Origin of the sequence: Streptomyces sp. CS113 (assembly GCF_002188365.1) — a bacterium.
GTDB classification, from domain to species: domain Bacteria; phylum Actinomycetota; class Actinomycetes; order Streptomycetales; family Streptomycetaceae; genus Streptomyces; species Streptomyces tendae.
Genome location: NZ_KZ195574.1, coordinates 4,755,932 through 4,776,438 on the forward strand (window position 1 = coordinate 4,755,932; position 20,507 = coordinate 4,776,438).

13 protein-coding genes and 1 pseudogene are annotated in these 20,507 nt (G+C 73.3%); 7 read left to right on the top strand and 7 right to left on the bottom strand.

Going from position 1 to position 20,507, the window contains the following annotated elements:
- A pseudogene (locus B9W62_RS40255) lies at positions 1-901 on the top strand (hypothetical protein); the annotation flags it as partial.
- A 383-nt stretch (positions 902-1,284) separates the two neighbouring features.
- Here B9W62_RS40255 and B9W62_RS40260 read toward each other — a convergent pair.
- Genes B9W62_RS40260 through B9W62_RS21250 form a run of 4 tightly spaced genes read right to left on the bottom strand, consistent with a single transcriptional unit; the run spans position 1,285 to position 4,079 of the window.
- The gene (locus tag B9W62_RS40260; RefSeq protein WP_007450918.1) at positions 1,285-1,443 is read right to left on the bottom strand and encodes a DUF6760 family protein; all 159 of its coding nucleotides are present in this window, start codon (positions 1,441-1,443) and stop codon (positions 1,285-1,287) included.
- Positions 1,440-1,973: a hypothetical protein gene (locus B9W62_RS21240; RefSeq protein ID WP_087808649.1), complete on the bottom strand. Its 534-nt coding sequence runs from the start codon at positions 1,971-1,973 to the stop codon at positions 1,440-1,442. The genes B9W62_RS40260 and B9W62_RS21240 overlap by 4 nt, the downstream gene beginning before the upstream one ends.
- Positions 1,973-2,422: a phage tail protein gene (locus B9W62_RS21245; protein ID WP_003974723.1), complete on the bottom strand. Its 450-nt coding sequence runs from the start codon at positions 2,420-2,422 to the stop codon at positions 1,973-1,975. The genes B9W62_RS21240 and B9W62_RS21245 overlap by 1 nt, the downstream gene beginning before the upstream one ends.
- A 52-nt stretch (positions 2,423-2,474) precedes the next feature.
- Entirely contained in the window at positions 2,475-4,079 is a 1,605-nt protein-coding gene (locus B9W62_RS21250; RefSeq protein WP_087808650.1) for a phage tail sheath subtilisin-like domain-containing protein, read from the bottom strand.
- Positions 4,080-4,536: 457 nt separating this feature from the next.
- Here B9W62_RS21250 and B9W62_RS21255 point away from each other — a divergent pair, with 457 nt between their 5' ends.
- The 5 genes from B9W62_RS21255 to B9W62_RS21275 all read left to right on the top strand — a co-directional run bounded on the left by B9W62_RS21255 (position 4,537) and on the right by B9W62_RS21275 (position 12,862).
- Positions 4,537-7,353, top strand: coding sequence for a hypothetical protein (locus B9W62_RS21255; protein ID WP_256976538.1), 2,817 nt, complete (start codon positions 4,537-4,539; stop codon positions 7,351-7,353).
- A 170-nt stretch (positions 7,354-7,523) separates the two neighbouring features.
- Positions 7,524-8,255 (top strand): eCIS core domain-containing protein, encoded by a 732-nt coding sequence (locus tag B9W62_RS21260; RefSeq protein WP_256976539.1) that lies wholly within the window; start codon positions 7,524-7,526, stop codon positions 8,253-8,255.
- Positions 8,256-8,345: 90 nt separating this feature from the next.
- Entirely contained in the window at positions 8,346-9,788 is a 1,443-nt protein-coding gene (locus B9W62_RS21265) for a hydrolase (RefSeq protein ID WP_087808652.1), read from the top strand.
- A 75-nt stretch (positions 9,789-9,863) separates the two neighbouring features.
- Positions 9,864-11,303, top strand: coding sequence for an RICIN domain-containing protein (locus B9W62_RS21270; protein ID WP_087808653.1), 1,440 nt, complete (start codon positions 9,864-9,866; stop codon positions 11,301-11,303).
- Between the two features lie 98 nt (positions 11,304-11,401).
- Complete coding sequence (locus tag B9W62_RS21275; RefSeq protein WP_087808654.1) at positions 11,402-12,862, top strand: RICIN domain-containing protein; 1,461 nt, start codon at positions 11,402-11,404, stop codon at positions 12,860-12,862.
- Positions 12,863-12,886: 24 nt separating this feature from the next.
- Here B9W62_RS21275 and B9W62_RS21280 read toward each other — a convergent pair whose 3' ends face one another.
- The 3 genes from B9W62_RS21280 to B9W62_RS21290 all read right to left on the bottom strand — a co-directional run bounded on the left by B9W62_RS21280 (position 12,887) and on the right by B9W62_RS21290 (position 16,630).
- Complete coding sequence (locus tag B9W62_RS21280; protein ID WP_373433695.1) at positions 12,887-15,040, bottom strand: ATP-binding protein; 2,154 nt, start codon at positions 15,038-15,040, stop codon at positions 12,887-12,889.
- Positions 15,041-15,045: 5 nt separating this feature from the next.
- A complete protein-coding gene (locus tag B9W62_RS21285) occupies positions 15,046-15,723 on the bottom strand; it encodes a Pvc16 family protein (protein ID WP_087808655.1) in 678 nt (225 codons plus the stop codon).
- Between the two features lie 196 nt (positions 15,724-15,919).
- Positions 15,920-16,630, bottom strand: a complete 711-nt coding sequence (locus tag B9W62_RS21290; protein WP_179235592.1) for a helix-turn-helix transcriptional regulator — start codon at positions 16,628-16,630, stop codon at positions 15,920-15,922.
- Positions 16,631-16,861: 231 nt separating this feature from the next.
- Here B9W62_RS21290 and B9W62_RS21300 point away from each other — a divergent pair, with 231 nt between their 5' ends.
- Positions 16,862-20,497 (top strand): helix-turn-helix transcriptional regulator, encoded by a 3,636-nt coding sequence (locus B9W62_RS21300; protein WP_087808658.1) that lies wholly within the window; start codon positions 16,862-16,864, stop codon positions 20,495-20,497.
- Positions 20,498-20,507 lie beyond the last annotated feature (10 nt).

The following is a 20,507-nucleotide window of genomic DNA, read 5'->3' on the forward strand; positions in this document are numbered from 1 at the left end:
CCGGGTGCCGCGTCCTGCCGGCGCGTCGGCCGGAGTGGGGCCGGACGGCCGTACGGCGGTGCGCTGGACCGGCGGTGTGCCGGACCCGGCACCGCTGTTCGCCGGAGCCGGAGCCGGGGTCGCCGGGGCGCCGCCGTCGGGCCGCCGTACCGGGGACGCCGGTGCCGTCGCGCCGCCGGACGTGCCGGGGGCCGGTGTGGTCCCGGGCGCGGACACCGCCCGCTGCGCGGGTGCACCGGTCGGTGCGGGCGCCGGGGTGCCGGAACCGCGGGCCGGGGAGGCGCCCCCGGCCGGTGCCGAGCCGGGGTCCGCCCGGTCGGCGTCCGCCGACGAGGGCGCCGTACCGGAAGAAGCCGTGCCGGACGACGCCGTGCGGGAAGAAGTCGTACCGGAAGAAGCCGTGCCGGAAGAAGCCGTGCCGGAAGAAGCCGTGCCGGACGTTGCCGGGGCGGTGCCCGTCGTCCGGCGGCTGGCCGGCAACGCACGGCGCTGCACGGCCGGTGATCCGGACGGGGCCTTGGTCAGCGACTGCCGCGGAAGCGGAGCCGCGGGCGGCGCCGGTACCGGGGTCACCCGGACGCCGCGGGAGGCCGGGGCCGGCGTGCTCGCGGGCACGGCGGGCGACGCCGTCCCGGCGGAACGCGCCCGCTGGACCGGCGCGGCCGGGGACGTGGCCGACGGCGCGGCCGCCGTCGGCGCGGGGCCCGGCGCAGCCGACACACCCGGCCTGCCCGGCGTACCCGACGCACCACCGCGTGCCCTCGGGGCGGCACCCGTGGGAGTGGTCGGCGCCGTGGCCGGGGACGGTGCGTCCGCCGGTATCGCGCGCAGCGGCGCGACCGGCATCCGCTGCACCGGCGGTGCCCCGGCCGGGCGGGCCAGGGGCGTGGGGGAGGCCTGACGGGCCGACGCGTCGAAGGCGCCGGACAGCAGGCTCTCGCCGGCCGCCGGGTTGAGCACCCCCGGGGACGGCGCCCGGGTGAACGACGGGTCCTGCCAGGTCGGGAGGCGGCCGCCGAAAGCGGCGTCCGCCACCCCCGTACGGTCCGCGCCCGTGGCGCGCTGGATCGGCGGCAGGCCCGTCCAGGCGGCGACGGCCACGGGTGCGGGGCCGGACGCGGCCGCCGGACTCCCGCCCGCGCCCGGGTCCGGACGCGAGCCGGTGTCCGCGGGCGGACCCGTCCCGGTGGACGGGCCCGCCGCCGATGCCGCGCTCCCGCCCCCGTTCCCGTTACCTCCGCCGTCGTCGCGACGGCCCCGCAGCCGGTCCAGGAGTCCCACCGATCAGCCCTCCGCCGTGCCTCGCGTCACGAGGGACGCGATCTGGTCCGTGTACCGGCGGCGGTCCTGGTGTTCCAGGTCCAGGATCGCCTCCAGGCTCCAGTGGAAGTGGTAGGCGACGTACGCGATCTCCTCGTGCAGCCGGTCGGTCGCGTACGTCACGATTCCCCCAGGCGGCTCCCGCCGAGTTCCACCTCGAAGGGCTCCGAGCAGTGCGGGCACTCCACGGCCGCCCGGGTGTGCCCCTCCGCGTTGATCTGCCGGTAGAAGTCCTGGAGGAACGCCAGGTCGGAGGCGAACATGTTCTCCACGACGCCGTCGTGCACCATCGCCAGCGTGCCCAGCCGGGTGATGACCCGGCCGAGCAGCACCACCGACAGGTACGCCGGGTTCTCCTGCACCCGCACGTCGCGCAGCGGGATCAGCTCGTCCCGCGCCGTCGACAGGCGCATCACACCGTCCCGGTGCACCGTGCCCGACTCGTCGACGTACCCGCGCGGCAGCTCGAAGGGGAACTCGGTCTGCATCTGCTGCCTCGGGGCGGTGTCGACGGGGGGCCCGGCGGGAGGGCCGGCCGGAGAACCGGCCGGCGCCTCCGTGGGCGCGGCGGCGGGAGCCGAACGGGGGAAGTCCGCTCCCGCCGCCGCGTTCTGGGGTGCCGCGGCGGGTGCCTTGGCGGTGCTGCGGCGCATTACTCGACGACCAGTTCTTCGAACACGATGGTGATGGTCTCGGTGAGCGCGTTGGTGTCACCCGCCTTCAGGGTGCCCGCCACGACCTTGCTGCACCAGGCGTTGCGCAGGTTCCAGCGCTTGACCGGGTTGTCCTCGTAGTCCATCACGATGATCGTGGCGTTCTTGCGGGCGGTGGCCATCCGGCCCGCCATGGAGTCGTTGATCCACTGGGTGAACACCGACGACTGGCTCATACCGCGTTCGACCTGGACCGAGCCGTCCTTGGCCACGCCCGGCATCAGGGTGACGTTGTTGCGGCCGGTCGTGCCCTGGTTCTGCTGGTACCTGATGACGTCCTGCTCGATCTGAAGGTTGGAGACCGAGTTGAGGTACTCGACCATCACACCGTCGATCTGGATGCCGAAATTCGGTGCGACGAGTACGTCTTCGGGTTTGGGGAGAGACATGGGTTCGCTGTCCTTCTAGAGGATGTGGGACAAGGGCGGGGGCGCGGTCCGCCTACTCGTCCAGTTCGCCGCCGCCGCTGGAGAACTGGGCGAGCCGGAAGATGACGAACTCGGCGGGCTTGACCGGCGCGATGCCGATCTCGCAGACGACCCGGCCGAGGTCGACGGACTCCGGCGGGTTGGTCTCCTCGTCGCACTTGACGTAGTAGGCCTGGTCGGGGCTCTGGCCGAAGAGGGCGCCGTTGCGCCACTCGTTGACCAGGAACGCGGAGACGTTGCGGCGGATGCGGGCCCAGAGGTTGTGGTCGTTCGGCTCGAACACCACCCACTGGGTGCCGATCAGGATCGACTCCTCCAGGTAGTTGAAGTACCTGCGGATGTTCAGGTAGCGCCACGCCGGGTCGGAGGAGAGGGTGCGGGCACCCCAGACGCGGATGCCGCGGCCGGGGAAGGAGCGGATGCAGTTGACGCCGATCGGGTTGAGCAGGTCCTGCTCGCCGCGGGTGATCTGAAGCTCCAGGTCGACGGCGCCGCGGACGACCTCGTTGGCGGGGGCCTTGTGCACGCCGCGCTCGGAGTCGTTGCGGGCCCAGATGCCGGCGACGTGGCCGCTCGGCGGGACCAGGCGGGACTGGCCGGTGGCCGGGTCGAAGGACTTGATCCAGGGGTAGTACAGGGCGGCGTACTTGGAGTCGTAGCCAGCCGTCTCCTGGCGCCAGACGCGGATCTGGCGGGCGTTCTGGTTCGGCGGCGGGTCGATGATGGCGACGCGGTCGCCCATCAGCTCGCAGTGGGCTATGAGACCGAGCTGGACGGCCTTGACGGCCTCCAGGTCGATCGCACCGCGCTGGTAGGCGGCCATCAGGTCGGGCACCGCGACCATGGAGATCTCGTCGATCGCCTCCAGGCCGCCGAAGCCGGTGCGGTCCGAGGAGTCGCCGAGGTACTGGGCGGGGCCGGGGTGCGCGCTCTCTGCCTGCCCGGCCGGGACGGCGGGGGCGGCGGACGGCGGCGCGGGCAGCGTCAGGGTCTGGTTCTCCGGCCGGACCAGCTGCGCGGACGGCGCGGCCTCGGTCACGGTGATGAGCTTGGAGCGCTCCTTGACCTGGGTGACGACGTAGGAGCGGTTGCCCTTCTTGGCGCTCACGTCGAAGGTCTCGACCGGCTTGTCGCCGTCCTTGACGATCAGCTTGAAGCGCTCGGCGGGGCCCTCGCCCTCGGGGTCGGCGACCTCGACGGTCAGCGGGCCGGTCTGGCCCTCGCCGGTGGCGGTCACCGCGAACGTGCCGAGCTGCTTGGGCTCGGCGGCGGGCAGCGCCTTGGCGGTGCTGCCGGTGACGGCGGCGGGCGCGGCCGCGCCGTTCACCGCGCCGTCGGCGACGGCGTCCTCGGCCGAACCGCCGACCCGGACGACGTAGGCGGCGGAGCCGCCGTTGTTGAAGAACCCGTAGACGGAGTGCGCGAGGTAGTACCCGCCGGTGAAGTCACCGAAGGCCGCGACGTACTGCGTCCAGTTGGTCACCAGCGTGGGCTCGTTCAGCGGGCCGGTCGGGGCGAGACCGACGAAGGCCGCCACCGACGTGCCCACTCCCTCGATCGGGCGCGAGCCGCTGGCCACCTCCTCGACGTAGACGCCGGGCGACAGGTAGGACGGCATGCTCTGCTCTCCTCGGGGTACGAGACAGGACGCCCCTCAGCCTCACGCGCGCGTTGCCGACGCCGAAACGTCCCCGGGTGCCGGAGCAGGGGCATGTTCCTTGCCCCCGGTCGTGCCCGTTGGGGCAGACTCCCGCCCATTCCCGGCACTTCCCCCCGAGGACCCCTGGCGTACGCCCGGCGTTTCTGATTCAACGTCTTGTGTCGACTGTCAGTTCGCCAGGATGTCATCTTGCGATCAAGCCCCGTTCCGGGGCGCGCCGTCCCGCCGCACCGGGGCGCTGCCCCGCCCGCTGCGGGGACGGTGACGGGGTGTCAGGAGGGGATCGTCCGTGTCGGACCGCTTGAACCAGACGCAGAGACACCGCCCGGCCGAGGCCGCCCCGGCGCGGTCCCGCCCGCAGGGACGCCCGCAGCCGCCCCTGGCGTCGCTACAGGCCGCGGCGGGGAACCGGGCCGTGACCTCGGCGATCCAGCGCGGGTCCGGTACGGCGATCCAGCGCGCGGTAGGTACGCCGATCCAGCGCGCGCCCGGCACGGCACAGCTCCCCAAGGCCCCGGCACCGGAACGGGCGGCCTCATCGACGCCGGACGACCTGCGGATCACACCGGTCACGGAGACCGAGCGGCCGGCCGACGGGACGCGGCGGGTGGAGGAGGCGACCACCGAGCGGCAGGCGGCCGTGGACGAGGTGGCGGACCAGAAGGCCAAGGTCTCGGACGCCTCGAAGGCCCGGGCCGACGCCGCCGCCGACGTGCGGACCTGGTCCGGGACGGCGATCGAGGCCCGCAAGAAAGAGACGGCAGCCCGGAACAGGGCCGACGAGCTCGAGGGGGAGATCGGGACCGCGCAGCGGGGGGAGCAGGCCGCGCTCGGCGCGGCACGGGACCGGACGGGCGAGGCGAAGCTCGCGGCGAAGAGGCAGCAAAGATCCCTCCAGGCGGCCGGGAGGCACGGCGAGACCGAGGAGAAGAAGGCCGCGGCGGCCAAGGAAGTACTCGATCAGGCCGATGAGTTCGCGAAGGAGGCCGACGCCGCCGAGCAGCGGCGGAAGGACGCCCAGGACCTGGTGGACGCGCTCTCCGCAAGGATCGCGGACGCCCGGAGGGGCCAGGCGGAGGCCGAGGAAAGGGTGCGTCGGTTCTCGCGTCGGGCGGAGGAGGCCGCGGCGCAGCTGAAGGCCGCCGACGAGACGGCGCGCAGGGCGGGGGAAGCCGAGGACAGGGCGCAGGAGCAGGCGGCCGAGGCCGATGCGGAGGCGCAATCCGAGGAGCAGTTCGCGGCGGCCATGAGGAAGCGGACCGTCGAGCTGGCCCAGGCGCTGAAGGGCGTGAAGGCGGCCCGGGAAGAGGCGCAGGGGAGGCGCGAAGAGGCCGCGGGAGCCGGTGCGCCGCTGCAGCAGGCGAACGACGACCAGGAGGAGGCCGCCCGGCTCCGGGACGAGGCGAACGAGGCCGCGAGGGAAGCCGCGGACCTGGCGGCGAAGCTGGACCGCAAGGCCAGGGCCGCGCAGGAGGCGCGCGAGACCGCCGAGCGTGCCGCGGCCGGGCACGAGAAGACCGCGCAGGACGCACAGGACAAGGCCAGGGAGGCCCAGACCGAAGCGGCCGGGTACGCGAGGACCGCGGGGGAGAAGCAGACGGAGCACGCGGCCGCCCTCACCGAGGTGACCCGCCTCGGGCGGGAGGCGGCCGAGGCCCGGCAGCGGGCGGCGGCCGCGGCGCAGGGGCAGCTGCGCCAAGGGACGGCCGAAACCGAGGCGAGGACGGCACTGGCCGCGGCGAAGGAGACCGAGAAGAAGGCCGCGGAGAAGAAGGCGGACGAGAAGGCGGCCGAGAAGAAGGCGGCGGACGAGAAGACGGCCGAGGAGAAGACGGGCGAGGCCTCGTCCAGCGGTGTCGGGCGCGCGGTCGACGGTACCGGGCAGGCGGTCAAGAAGGCCTCCGCCAAGACCAAGCCGTGGGCCGACGTCCCCGACACGCTGGTGCTGCGCGGCAGTGCGCCGCCCGCGGCGACGGTCCAGTCGGCATCGATGAAGCAAGGGGACCACGCGACGGCGCACGACACCGTGATCCAGCAGAACGTCGAGAACCCGATCAACCTCGTCAGCGACGTGACCGGGGCCGTGAACGACATCGCGGCGATCAAGGACGCGTCCGCCAAGCGCAAGGAGTCGGGCCCGGCTTCCCATGCGCACCGAAAGAACTACGTGGGCAAGCCCCTCGGGCTGGCGAGCAGCTCCCAGATGGCCGCCAACGACGTCCTCAAGATCGCCAACACGGGTACGAAGACCGCCGGAGACCTGGCGGGGACGGCCGCGCTCGCGGACGCCAGCGGTGCCCTCACCATCTCGTTCTCGGCCATACACGTGGGCCGCGACAGCATGGTCATCAAGAACACCCACGCCCAGCGCAAGGAGCTGAAGGACCACTTCAGCGACGTAGCCGCGAAGCGCGACCGGAAACTCCAGGACGTACTGGGCGACCTGGGGACGGCCACCGACGAGCTGGCCCAGGCGTCGTCCAGGCTGGGGGACTCGGCGGACGGCGCGGACACGGCGGTCCTGGCCGCCGTCGAGGAACGGCGGACCCGCGTCGAGAGCCTCAGGACAGAGGTGCGGGAGCAGATGGCCAGCGCACGGGAATACGTGGTGCACAAGAAGAAGTGGAAGCTGGGGCACCGCTTCGCCAACCTGACGGGCAACCTCGCGCGCATCGCAGCCGGTGCCGTGGCGATCGCCGCCGCCACGGGCGCGGTCACGGGCGGTATCGCTCCTGGCGTCGCGGGCGGTCTGACGGCGGGGTTCCTGGGCGGCCTCGCCGCCAAGAAGGGCGTGAAGAAGGCCAACAAGCGCTACATCTCGGTACGCCAGCCGGACCGGTACGCCCGCACCACGCCGGCCCAGGAGGGAACCGAGGAGCCGAAGGCCCCCGAGACGGACGAGGCGCCGAGGATGTCCAAGGACGGCACGAGCAGGAGGGGCAGGAGGCGCGACGCGTGGAAGGAGGCGGCCATGGTGACGCACTCCATCCCGCAGGGGAAGCGGCAGCTCAGGGCACAGGAGATCTACGCGGTCGCAGCCGGGCCGGCCGTTCCCGCGGGCAGGAACGTTCCCAAGGACATCCGCGACGAGGCACGTGAGTTCCTCAAGGCACTCAAGTGCGGACCGGATGACCACAAGCAGGAGGAAGAGGACTGGCTGGCGTCGCTCAACGACCCCGGGCAGCAGAAGGAATGGGAAGAGGCGATCGCCAAACAGCTCAGCTCGCTCTGAGCGTCAATCGCTGATTGTTGTGTGCCGTGTGCCGTGTGCCGTGTGCCGTGTGCCGTGTCCTGACGCGGCCCCGGGGGCCGTTGCCCCCGGGGTTGCCCGCGGAGACCTGTCGGCGGCAGGCGAAGCTGCGGTAAGGCTGAGGGTCACACGTCCGGTGTCGAAGGGAGCGCATGGTGCGCGCGCACGAGGAAGCCGCCGACCAGCTGGCCGCCCGGGGCGGCCGCACCCCGCACCGGGCCGCGCCCGCGCCCACCGCCGGAGTCAGCGGGGCGCCGATGACCCCGGCGACGGTCTTGGCGCTTCAGGGCTCGGCCGGCAACGCCGCCGTCCAGCGGGTCGTCGCCCGGGACACGCACCAGCACGGCCCCGGCTGCGGGCACACCGTCCAGCGCCGCACCGACCCGGAAGCGCACCAGCACGGCGCGGGCTGCGGGCACGACGGGATCGACGACCGGAGCCCGGAGGGGCAGCACCAGCTCCTGAAGGAGGCCAAGGAGTCGCCCAGTTCGTCGCTTCCCGGGAGCTTCCTCGACAAGGCGGTGCCGTTCTACGACAACCCCGCCCTCGTCGGCGCCCGCATGTACACGGGCCCGGTCGCTCAGCGCGCGACGGCGGCCATGGGGGCCGAGGCCATGACGATCGGGATGGACGTGTTCCTCGGCCCGTCCGCCATCGGCAACGAGGAGATCCTCGCCCACGAGGCCAGCCACCTCGACAAGAACAGCCGGGGCATCACGGAGACGGGCAGCGGGAGCGGCGGCAGCCCCGCCGTCACCGACCCGGGGCAGAGTTCCGAGGTCGCGGCGGTGAACGACGGCGCGGCCTTCAAGGCCGGGCACACCGCCGCCCCGTCCGTCGTCGCCCAGCGAGCGGTGGCGCACGACGTGGAGGACGCGGACTAGTCCCGCTCACCCCGTGAACGGCCCTTTAGGGCAACGCAATGTGCCCTGCCGAGACCTGACGCCGGATCGGGCCACCCGTAGCGTCGGCGTGTGAGCCTGTGGACTTCGCTGGAGCCCGCGTCCGCGACTGTGGACCCCGGCAGTAGTACGCGTGTGCGCCTGAGGGTGCGTAATACCGGTGACGTGGTGGACGAGTACCGGTTCGAGCCAGTGGGGGATGTGGCTCCCTGGACGACGGTGGAGCCGCAGACGTTGCGGTTGTATCCGGGGACGACGGGGTCGGTGGAGCTGACGTTCGCTCCGCCGCGTACGCCGGATGCGGTGGCGGGGCCGAATCCGTATGCGGTGCGGATTCTGCCGACGGAGCATCCGGACGCGGTGACGGTTCCGGAGGGGAACCTGACGATCACGGCGTTCACCGAGGTGCGGGCGGAGTTGGTGCCGCCGACGGTGAAGGGCCGGTTCCGGGGTCGGCCGCGCCTCGCGGTGGACAACCTCGGCAACACCAAGGTGACCGCGTCGATCGCGGGCAGTGATCATGGTGATCATCTGTCGTACGAGGTGCGGCCGGGGAATGTGCAGATCGAGCCGGGTCGTGCGGCGTTCGTGGAGACGACGCTGAAGCCGAAGCAGATCATCTGGTTCGGCGCGAAGGAGGAACGGCCCTACACGCTGGCGGTGCGCCGGTCCGGGGTGGACCCGACCGAGATCGAGGGCACCTACGTCCAGCGCGGGTTCCTGCCGCGCTGGCTGGCGACGTTCTTCGGGATCTTTCTGGCGTTGGCGATCGCGTTCGTGATGATCTGGATCGCGTACAAGCCGCAGGTCCGTACGAGTGCGACCGAGCAGACCGAGCAGGCGGGTGCCGCCCTCATGCCCAGCCCGAGTGCGACGCCTGAGGCACTGCCCAGCAGCGCCGAGTCCGCGCCCGTCGAGCAGCCGCAGGTGCAGCAACCGCCGGCCGCGCAGGAGTCGGAGAAGAGCGACGGCGGCGACGGCGGCGACAAGGGCGGCGGCGGCGGAGGAGGCGGCGGCGGTGAGTCCAAGAAGCCCAAGCCGCCCGTGCGTACCGCGGCCACGGCCGTGAAGGAGGTCGCCGCCCGCAGTGAGGGCCGGCACATCTGCTACCGCGCCTACGTGGCCGACCAGGGCTGGCAGGCCCCGGTCTGCGACGGTGCCGAGGCCGGCACGGTCGGCAAGAACCTCCCGATCAAGGCCCTGAACATCGCCGTGTCCGGGACCAAGGGCGTGACGGGCAACGGGGCCCATGTGGTCGAGGCGTGGCTCAACGGCAGCAAGTGGGAGAGCGCCCCCGACAAGACCGACATGTACCTGGGCAGCACCAAGGAGGCGGTCTCGCCGATGGAGGGGTTCACCCTCAAGACCGTCGAAGGCACCGTCTGCCCCAACACCCACGTCAAGGACAAGGGCTGGCAGCAGCAGGGCTGCACCGAGCCCGGGAACTGGCGGTACTTCGGCAGCAACATGGAGAACGACCGACTCCAGCTGGAGGCGGTTCGCATCACGGTCTGACGGCGTATGCAAGGGCAACCGCCTTTGCCCTTGCGACTCCTGACGTCCGGGTAAGGCTCCGCGTAGCGTCGGCGTGTGAGCCTTTGGACTTCCCTGGAGCCCGCGTCCGCCACCGTCGACCCCGGCAGCAGCACGCGTGTGCGCCTGCGGGTCCGCAACACCGGTGATGTCGTTGACGAGTACCGGTTCGAGCCAGTGGGGGATGTGGCTCCCTGGACGACGGTGGAGCCGCAGACGTTGCGGTTGTATCCGGGGACGACGGGGTCGGTGGAGCTGACGTTCGCTCCGCCGCGGACGCCGGATGCGGTGGCGGGGCCGAATCCTTATGCGGTGCGGATTCTGCCGACGGAGCATCCGGACGCGGTGACGGTTCCGGAGGGGAACCTGACGATCACGGCGTTCACCGAGGTGCGGGCGGAGTTGGTGCCGCCGACGGTGAAGGGCCGGTTCCGGGGGCGGCCGCGCCTCGCGGTGGACAATCTCGGCAATACGAAGGTGACGGCTTCGGTCGCGGGCAGTGATCACGGTGATCATCTGTCGTACGAGGTGCGGCCGGGGAATGTGCAGATCGAGCCGGGTCGTGCGGCGTTCGTGGAGACGACGCTGAAGCCGAAGCAGATCATCTGGTTCGGCGCGAAGGAGGAACGGCCCTACACGCTGGCGGTGCGCCGGTCCGGGGTGGACCCGACCGAGATCGAGGGGACGTATGTCCAGCGCGGCTTCCTGCCGCGCTGGCTGGCGACGTTCTTCGGGATCTTTCTGGCGTTGGCGATCGCGTTCGTGATGATCTGGATCGCGTACAAGCCGCAGGTCCGTACGAGTGCGACCGAGCAGACCGAGCAGGCCGGTGCCGCTCTCGTGCCCAGCCCGAGTGCGACGCCGGAGGCGCTGCCCAGCAGTGCCGAGTCCGCGCCCGAAGCGGAGCCCGAGCAGCCGGCCTCCGAGGAGCCCGAGAACGACGGCGCTGGCGGCGGTGCCGGTGGCGGAGGCGGCGGCGGGGGCGGGGAGTCCAAGAAGCCCGCGAAGAAGCCGGACGTGGTCCCCGCCATGAACATCATGCTGCGCAACGCCACCACCCACATGTGCGCCGACATCCCCGGACGGGACAAGGGCAAGGTCAACGGGATCGTCCAGCAGGCCAACTGCCACGAAGAGGGCGACAACGAGTACTGGAACCTCGAGGTCAAGTACGAGAACGGCGGACCCAACGGGGTCAAGCTCTTCCAGATCCGCAACGTCACGGACCAGCTGTGCATGGACCTGGGTGAATACGGCGCCCGCCCGGAGGGCACGGGGATCGCCGAGTTCCACTGCGACGGCACCAAGGCGGACAACCAGCTGTGGTGGATCGACAAGCAGGCGAGCGGGAACTACTGGATCCGCAACTTCGCCAGTGCCCACAAATGCCTGAACGTGAAGGGCCAGAACGGCGGCACCGAGACCCCGCTGAACATCGCCACCTGCACCAACACCGACGACCAGGAGTGGCAGATCATCCGCCCGTCGAAGGACTGAGACAGGGTCCGAAAAGTCGTACGATCAGGTACCTCGGGGCAGCGAGTACTGCCCCGAGTGCCGCTGACGGGCGCGGAGTTGACCCGTAGCGTCGGCGTGTGAGCCTGTGGACTTCCCTGGAGCCCGCGTCCGCGACTGTGGACCCCGGCAGTAGTACGCGTGTGCGCCTGAGGGTGCGTAATACCGGTGATGTCGTCGACGAGTACCGGTTCGAGCCGGTCGGGGATGTGGCTCCCTGGACGACGGTGGAGCCGCAGACGTTGCGGTTGTATCCGGGGACGACGGGCACGGTGGAGCTGACGTTCGCTCCGCCCCGCACCCCCGACGCGGTGGCGGGACCCAATCCCTATGCGGTGCGGATTCTGCCGACGGAGCATCCGGACGCGGTGACGGTTCCGGAGGGGAACCTGACGATCACGGCGTTCACCGAGGTGCGGGCGGAGTTGGTGCCGCCGACGGTGAAGGGCCGGTTCCGGGGTCGGCCGCGCCTCGCGGTGGACAACCTCGGCAACACCAAGGTGACCGCGTCGATCGCGGGCAGTGATCATGGTGATCATCTGTCGTACGAGGTGCGGCCGGGGAATGTGCAGATCGAGCCGGGTCGTGCGGCGTTCGTGGAGACGACGCTGAAGCCGAAGCAGATCATCTGGTTCGGCGCGAAGGAGGAACGGCCCTACACGCTGGCGGTACGCCGGTCCGGGGTGGACCCGACCGAGATCGAGGGCACCTACGTCCAGCGCGGGTTCCTGCCGCGCTGGCTCGCTACGTTCTTCGGGATCTTCCTCGCGTTGGCGATCGCGTTCGTGATGATCTGGATCGCGTACAAGCCGCAGGTCCGTACGAGTGCGACCGAGCAGACCGAGCAGGCGGGTGCCGCCCTCATGCCCAGCCCGAGTGCGACGCCTGAGGCGCTGCCCAGCAGCGCCGAGTCCGCGCCCGTCGAGCAGCCGCAGGTGCAGCAGCCGCCGGCCGCGCAGGAGTCGGAGAAGAGCGACGGCGGCGACGGCGGCGACAAGGGCGGCGGCGGCGGTGGCGGCGAGTCGAAGAAGCCCAAGCCGGCTGTGCAGCCGGTGGTCCCCGCCAAGAACATCCTGCTGCGGAACACCACCAGCAACATGTGCGCCGAACTCCCCGGTCGGGAGAAGGGCGCGCTCGACGGGCCCGTTCAGCAGGCCGTCTGCGACGACACCGACGGGGACAACCAGATCTGGGACCTCGAAGTGAAGTACGCGAAGGGCGGCCCCGGTGGGGCGGCGCTCTTCCAGATCCGGAACATCAAGGACAAGTTCTGCATGGACCTGCCCTACCACGGTGCCGCTGCCGTGGGGACGCCCGTCACCGAGTTCACCTGCGACAGCACCACCTCGACCGACAACCAGCTCTGGTGGATCGACAAGCAGGAGAGCGGGGACTACTGGATCCGCAACTTCTCCAGCAACCAGAAGTGCCTCGGCGTCGAGGGCGCGAACGGCGGTGCCCTCTTCTCCAAGATGGTGCTCGACAATTGCAGCAACGTCGACGACCAGGAGTGGAAGATCATCCACCCGAACAGGGGCTGACGGCTAGGGCGGTCCCGGCGGCGGTCACCAGCCGCCTTCGCCCGGGACCAGCCTCCCGGCCTTGCGGTACTCGCGGCGGGCGCCCTCCAGGAGGTCGTCCGCCGTCACCATGTCGTCGCGTCCGGCGGCGAGGTACGCGGCCGTGACGACCGCGCTGCGGATCGACCCGCCGGCCAGCTCGAAGTCCCGGGCCAGCACCCCCGGGTCGATGCCGTCGGAGGACGGGACCCGGGACAGGCTGTGCCGCCACAGGGCCAGGCGCTGCTCGACGTCCGGGAACGGGAAGTCGACGACCAGGTCCAGCCGGCGGGTGAACGCCTCGTCGATGTTGGCGCGCAGGTTGGTGGTGAGCAGGGCGATGCCGTCGAAGGACTCCAGCCGCTGGAGCAGGTAGGCGCTCTCCATGTTGGCGTACTTGTCGTGGGCGTCCTTGACCTCGGAGCGCTTGCCGAAGACGGCGTCGGCCTCGTCGAAGAGGAGTACGGCGTCGGTGCGGTCGGCCTCCGTGAAGATCCGCTCCAGGTTCTTCTCGGTCTCGCCGACGTACTTGTCGACGACCGACGACAGCTGGACCACGTACAGGTCGAGGCCCAGGTCGGCGGCGACCACCTCGGCCGACAGGGTCTTGCCGGTGCCGGACTCGCCCGCGAACAGGCCGAGGACGCCCCGGCCCCGGCCGCCGCCCGCGCTGAGCCGCCAGTCGCCCAGGACCCGGTCGCGGTGCCGGGCGCGCAGGGCCAGCTCGCGGAGCTGCACCAGGGGCTTGTCGGGCAGCACCAGGTCCTGCCAGTCCACGTCCGGCCGGATGCGGCGGGCGTGGCTCTCCAGCCCGGACGCCGACTGCCGCCGGGCGGCCAGCCGGACGTGCTCGGCGCCGACCGGGGTGCCGTCGAAGGCGGCGAGGGCCTGGGCGGTGTGCGCGGCCCGCTGGATGCGGTCGCCGCCGAGCCGGTACGGGGCGACGGCCGTGGCCAGGTCGAACCCGTCGGCGTCGGTGCCCAGCGCGGCCCGCCAGACGGCCACGCCACCGGCCCGGCGGCCCGGGGCGTCCAGGACGAGCGGGTCGGCCGGCGCCCAGTGCGGGTCGTAGGGGCGCGGGTCCGTCATGAGGACGGTCACGCCGGTCGCGGCGGTCAGCGCCCGCACCAGCGGGCCCGGCTTCTCGGGCAGGCCCGACACCACGATCGCCCGGCCGTCGAGGCGGGCCTCGCGCAGCAGCGCGGGCACGTGGTCCTCGGGGTCGGTGCAGCGCAGCGCGTCGACGCCCGCGGCGGCCAGGACGGTGGAGAGGGCGGCCAGGCCGTCGCCCTCGCGCGGTTCGCGCAGATAGGCGGTGAGCGGGCCGTCCTTCAGCCGGGCGGCCAGGCGCCGGACGAAGACGTCGGCGTCGGCGTCGCCGCCCGCGGCGGGCAGCGGGTCCGGCATGGGGAGCAGCAGGCCGAGGAGCGCGGCGTCCGGGGTGTCGTCGCCCAGGAGATGACCGACGAGCCGGTCCGGGACGCGCAGCGAACGGGTCAGGAAGGGGCGCTCGGGTTCCTCCAACTCCAGCAGGCCGAGCGCGCGCAGCGGGGCCGAGGCGTGGAACCTGGCCCGCGCCGTCGCCAGGTGCGCGGGCACCCCGCACAGGTCGAGGGCGAGGCCCACGGTGGCGCGGCGGCGGCTCACGTCGTTGTTGAGGTAGCCGTAGAGCGGCTCGAACGTGCGGTCGACGTCGGGGGCGAGGGCGACGAGCAGGGCGGCGGTGTCCAGCTCGGTCAGCCCCGTCCGCCCGGCCAGCCGGGCCAGCCGGTCCCCGGGACCGGCCGGAGCGCCGACGGGGACGGCCGGGGCCGCGGGCTCCGGGTCGGCGTCGGCGGACGGCCAGGTGCGCAGCAGGTGGTGGACGGCCTCGTCCGGCAGGTACAGGCCGCGCAGCGGGTCGTCGGCCGTGGGGTCGTCGGCGGTGCGGTGCTCGACCAGCGAGGCCACCCGGTCCCGCAGGACGGCGAGCCGGTCGAGCAGCGCCCGGCCGGAGCCACCGGAGCCACCGGACTCGCCGGGCGGTGCGGTGGCCGGTGTGCCGGCGGCAGAGCCGGTGACGGGAGCGTGGGTGCGGCTCTGGCTCTGGCTCTGGCTCTGGGTCTGGCTCTGGGGCTGAGGCTGGGGCTGAGGCTGGGGCTGGGTGTTCGCGGTCGTCACTGTCGTCACTGTCGTTTCGTGCGGCCGTCCGTCACGGCCTTGCGGGCCGCGCGGGCCGCCACCACCTGGTGCGGCCGGTGCGAGCGGCCCTCGGACATCGGCGGGTCGCCCTCGATGCCGCCGACCCGGACCGTCGCGCCCTCGGTGACCGGGGGCCCGGCGTCGTACTCGGGGAAGGACGGGAAGGGCACGGTGAGCACCAGGTCGAGAGACGGCTTCAGCTCGCCGCCCAGGGCGGACCAGATCTCGGCGAGGGAACGGGACTCGGTCTGGGCGCCGGCCACCGTCATCGGCATCGGGAGCCCCATCGCACCGAGTGCGCCGGGTAGTTCGTAGGGGGGGAGTTGCTCGCGGGGCAGCAGGGTCGCCAGTACGGCGGACAGCAGTCGGTGTTCGTCCTGCGGGGTCTTCGTCCAGGCGGTCACCAGGTACGACAGCCGGAACCAGCGGGGCGGCTGACGGCGCTTGACGACGATCTCGTCCTGGTCGCGCACCGCCACATGGCCGCGGTGCCGCCGGCTCACGTCCTCGCGGATGTCGTACAAGTAGGCGTTGACCACGGGCGCGTTGCGCCGGGCCGCCCAGTCACGGGTGGGTGCCTCGAAGGCCACGTCGATGCCCGAGTCCGTCAGGGCCCCGCCCTTGAGGAGGGACTTGAGGACCTCGTCCACCTCGTGGATCACGCTCGCGCTCCTGCCCTGGCCGCACTCGACTCCGCACGGCCCGCACACTGCCGCCACCGGTCACCGGCGCCTGTCACCGATGCCCTCACCGATCGTTCCTCCGGGTCCGTCCGGCCGCACGCGTCCCGGGGACGACGGACGGGCAGGAAGCCCTGCCCGTACGGACCGAAGGGTCCGCCCTCGATTGCCCGTTCGGTCAGATGTAGCCTTCCCGCAGGGCATAGGCCACTGCATGGGCGCGGTTGCGCAGATGGAGCCGTGTGGTGAGCCCGTGCATGACGTTCTTGACGGTGCGTTCGGAGTAGGACAACTTGCCGGCGATCTCTCCGGTGTCGAGACCCTCGGCGACCAGCCGCAGGACGTCCACCTCTCGGGGTGCGAGGCCCAGCGAGGGGGCGCCGGGGCGGCCCGCCGCGCCCCGGTGCAGCGTGCCGACCTGGCTGATGAGCCGGCCCAGCAGGTCCGCGGGCAGGTCGCCGTCGCCGCGCGAGGCGGCCAGGACGGCCTGCACCAGCCGGTGGGCGGTGGCCTCGTGCCGCCAGACGATGGCGCCGACGCCGCACTCGACGACGTCGAGCAGTTCGCTCTCGCGGATCGCGCCGATCACCAGCACGGCCCGCGCGCCCTCGCTGCGCACGATCCGGCGCAGCCGGGTGAGCGCCGCGTCGTCGAGCGCGTCCTCGATGAGCAGGGCCACCGTGCCGGGCCCCGACTCCTCGCGCAGGTCGATCTCCGGGTGCCGGCGCAACTGGCTGACCGCGCCCTCGCGGCTGATCGGGTCCGGAGCGGACACCGCCACCGGGACACGGCGGTCGACGACACCGGTCGCCTTGCCGGGTCCGTGGGCCGCGGCCGCGGAGCTGGTGGACGCCATGGATGTGGTGGTGTTCCGGGGTGAGTTGAGCAACCGTTTCCCCCCTCTTCACGTGCCCGCCGTCCGGCACAGGCCAGTAGCGGATGTGCGTGTTCCACACTTATGGGACTGCTGGGACTTCGCAATCGTGGAGCACCACGAGGCACACCACGAGACCAGCGCGCCGGCCCCGGGCCACCGTGACCCGCGCCACTTCGCACCACCGTTCTCCGCAGTCGTTCGTCTCACACACCGGGGGAGCACCATCCACCACAGGAGGCACCGATGACCGGACCGCTCCGTGAACGCGACGACGCCCACACGCTGCTGGCGGCCGAGATCGAGCGCGCACGGGCCGGTACCGGCCGCCTCGTCCTGCTGCGCGGCGCCACCGGCACCGGACGCACCGCCGTACTGGAGACCGCCGCCCGGCACGCCGAGGACCGCGGTCTGCGGGTGCTGCGCGTGCGCTGCTCGCCCGAGGACACCTCGGTGCCCTTCGCCATGGTCCTCCACCTCCTCGGTCCGGTACCGGAGTTCACCGACACGACGCCCGGCAGCGACGACCGGGGCAGCGCGGCCCGGCTGTGGCGGCTGCTGCGCGGGTACGCGGCCGACGGCCCGGTGCTGGTGGCCGTCGACGACGTCCACCTCGCCGACGACTCCTCCCGCCGCTGGCTGACGGAGGCGGCCAGGCACGTCGACCGATTACCGGTACTGCTGGTCGCCACCGAGCGCAGCCAGTACGACGTCGAACCGCGGCCCGCCGGACTCACCCAGGCGCTGTCGCCGTCCCTGGTGCGCACCCACACCCTCGCCCCGCTCAGCGACGCGGCGGCGGCCGGGCTGGTCCGCGACGCCTTCCCGGAGGCGTCCCCGGCCTGGACGCGGGAGGTCGTCCTGGCCGGCGCGGGCAGCCCGCTGCTCCTGCACGCCCTGCTGGACGACCTCGGCGGCACCCCGCACCCCGACGGCCTCCCGCCCGTGCCGGACACGTGCGCCGCGCTGTACCCGGGGTCGTACCCGGCCGCCGTCTCCTGGTGGCTGAAGAGCGCGGGTCCCGCGACGGCCGACGCGGCCCGCTGCCTCGCCGCCCTGGAGCAGGCCTGGCCCGCGGGCCCACCGGACGGCCGGGGCGCGCTCCGGCATGCCGTCCCGCACCCGCGGACGCCGTCGCCGGATGCGGCGTACCGGCAGCCGCTGCCGTCGGACGGCGTGTACCGGCCGGCGTCGCCGTTGGGTGGTGCGTACGCGCAGGTGTCGTCGTCGGACGCGGGGTACCGGCAGGCGTCGTTGGGCGGCGCGTACCCCCAGGCGTCGTCGCCGGACGCGGCGTACCGCCAGCCGCTGCCGTCGGACGCGGCGTACCGGCAGGCACCGCCGTCGGACGGCGTGTACCGGCTGGCGTCGCCGTTGGGCACCACGTATCCGCCCGCGCCGTCGCCGGATGCCGGGTACCGGCAGCCGCTGCCGTCGGACGGCGTGTACCGGCCGGCGCCGCCGTTGGGGGGTGCGTACCCCCAGGCGTCGCCGTCGCCGTCGGCGGATGCCGGCTACCGGCAGGCACCGCCGTCGGACGGCGCGTACCCGCAGGCGTCGCCGTTCGACACCGCGCGCCGGCATCCCCACGAGGCACCGGCGGCGCGTTCGCGCCGGCCCCGGGACATCGCGCCGGGCTGCCGGGACGTGTGGAGCGCGGACGTGAGGGGCGGCGCGGATCCGGGGCCTGTGGGCCGCGCCGGCCTCGGCCCGGATGCCCCGGAGCACGGTCCCTATCCGCACCCTGACGAGCCCGCCGGACCCGCGGACGGGTCGCCGTACCGCCCGTACCCGGTCCACGACCCCTACGACGGACGGCCTGCGGCCGGGCCCGGCGCCGCGTACGGCCGTACCGACCCGCCCGCGTACGCGCCGCACCGGACGGCATCGTCGCGTACCCCGTACTCGCCCCCGCCCGCGCCGCAGGGGTCGGCCGGTGACCCGGTCGACGTGCTCGCCGAGGCGGCCGGGGCCGATCCCGCGCGGATCGAGGGCTGGCTCGCCGCCATGACACGGCTCGGGCTGCTGCGCCCCGACGCGGGCGGCCGCCCCCGCTACGCCCACCCGCTGCTGCGCGACGCCGTGCTGACCGGCTGGCCCCGGCCGCGCCGCGAGGCCGTGCACCGGGCGGCGGCGGAGGCGATGCTGCGCCGCGGCGACCGGGTCGAGGCGGTCGCCCGGCATCTGCTGCGCACCCCGGCCGTCGGCCGGTCCTGGGCGCTGCGCGTCCTGCGCGACGCGGTGACCGTGGCCGTGCACGACGCGCGGCCCGGCGACGCAGTCCGCTACCTGCGCCGGGCGCTGGACGAGCCGCTGACCGACGACCTCAGGCAACGGCTGCTGACCGAACTGGGCTCCCTGGAGTACGCGTCGGCCGACACCCCGGCCGCCATCGCGCGGCTCGCCGAGGCCCAGCACCTGCCGGCCGACCCGCGCAACCGGGTGCGTACGGCAGTCGCCCTCGGCACCGCACTGGCCGGCCGCGGCGAGATCCGTACCGCGATGGAGGTGCTGCGCCGCACCGAGGGCCGGCTGTCCGAGCACCCGGGCCTGGCCCGCACCGTGCAGACCGCCACCGCGCTGCTGTCCGACGAGGACCTCGCGACCCGGCAGGAGGTGTACCGGTGGCTGTCCGAGACCGGCCGGGTCTCCCCGGAACTGGTCGGCACCGCCGGACAGGCCCTGCTGGTGCGGTACGCGGCGACCGCCGCGCTGATCTCCGCCGACGAGGCGATGGCCCGGGTACGGGACCTGCTCGCGCAGCCCACCGACCCGCTCGCCGAGCCCTTCCTGCTCGGCACCGCCGCCGCGGTCGCCCAGTGGGCCGACGAACTCGACGAGGCCGAACGGCTCGTGGAACGCGGGCTGGCCGGCCAGCACCCGGCCCTGCTGCACCCGATGCAGCACGCGCTGCTCAACACCCGCGCCGACATCGTTGCCTCCCGCGGCGACCACGCCCGGGTGCTCGCCCTCGCCGCCGACCCCGGGCCGGGGACCGGCCCCACCAACCGGGACGCGCACGCCCTGATGGCTCTCGTCCACACCGGCCGCACCGACGAGGCACTGCGCCACGCCGACCGCTTCGACCTGCGCGAGGCCCCGGAGAACTGGGAGCTGAACCGCTACCTGTACGCCCGGGGCGTCCTGCGCGCCGCCACCGGCGACCCGGCGGGTGCCCTGCACGACTTCCTGGAGTGCGGGCGGCGCCAGGCGGCCCGCGAGGTGATCAGCCCCGTCGTCACCCCGTGGCGGACCGCCGTCGCCGAGTGCCGGCTGGCGCTGGGCGGCGGCCCCGAGGCGCTGGCCCTGGCGACGGAGGAACTGCGGCTGGCCCGGGTGTGGGGCACCCCGCGCACCGTGGGCCGTGCCCTGCGCGTGCTGGGCACCGCGACCGGCGGACGCCGCGGCCTGGAACTGGCCGAGGAGGCCGTACGGATCCTGCGGGACGCGCCCGCCGACACCGACACGGAGCTGATCCCCGCGCTGCTCGCCCAGGGCCGCCAGCTCCTCGACGCGGGCGAACGCGGACGCGCCCGGGCCCGGCTCCGCGAGGCGGCGGAACTGGCCGAACGCAAGGGCGCCCTGCGCTGGCTCACCCTGGCCGGGCAGGCCCTGCGCGAGGGCGGCGCGCGGAGCCCGGTGGCCTCCCGCACCGGCGCCGACGCCCTGACCGGCAGCGAGCGCCGGATCGCCGAACTGGCCGCCGACGGCCGCACCAACACCGAGATCGCCGACCTGCTGCACCTCGCCCGGCGCACCGTGGAGACCCACCTGACCAGCACCTACCGCAAGCTGCGGATACGGCGCAGGACGGAACTGCCGGGCGCGCTGACGCGCGGCGGACGCCGGGAACGGGAGCCGCACCCCGATGCCCGCGGCTGAGGACCGCGGG

Bases quoted from the DNA above. Each gene is read 5' to 3' on its own strand.
- B9W62_RS21250 (WP_087808650.1), bottom strand. From the start codon at position 4,079: ATGCCGTCCTACCTGTCGCCCGGCGTCTACGTCGAGGAGGTGGCCAGC.
- B9W62_RS21260 (WP_256976539.1), top strand. From the start codon at position 7,524: ATGGTGCGCGCGCACGAGGAAGCCGCCGACCAGCTGGCCGCCCGGGGC.
- B9W62_RS21245 (WP_003974723.1), bottom strand. From the start codon at position 2,422: ATGTCTCTCCCCAAACCCGAAGACGTACTCGTCGCACCGAATTTCGGC.
- B9W62_RS21240 (WP_087808649.1), bottom strand. From the start codon at position 1,973: ATGCGCCGCAGCACCGCCAAGGCACCCGCCGCGGCACCCCAGAACGCG.
- B9W62_RS21300 (WP_087808658.1), top strand. From the start codon at position 16,862: ATGACCGGACCGCTCCGTGAACGCGACGACGCCCACACGCTGCTGGCG.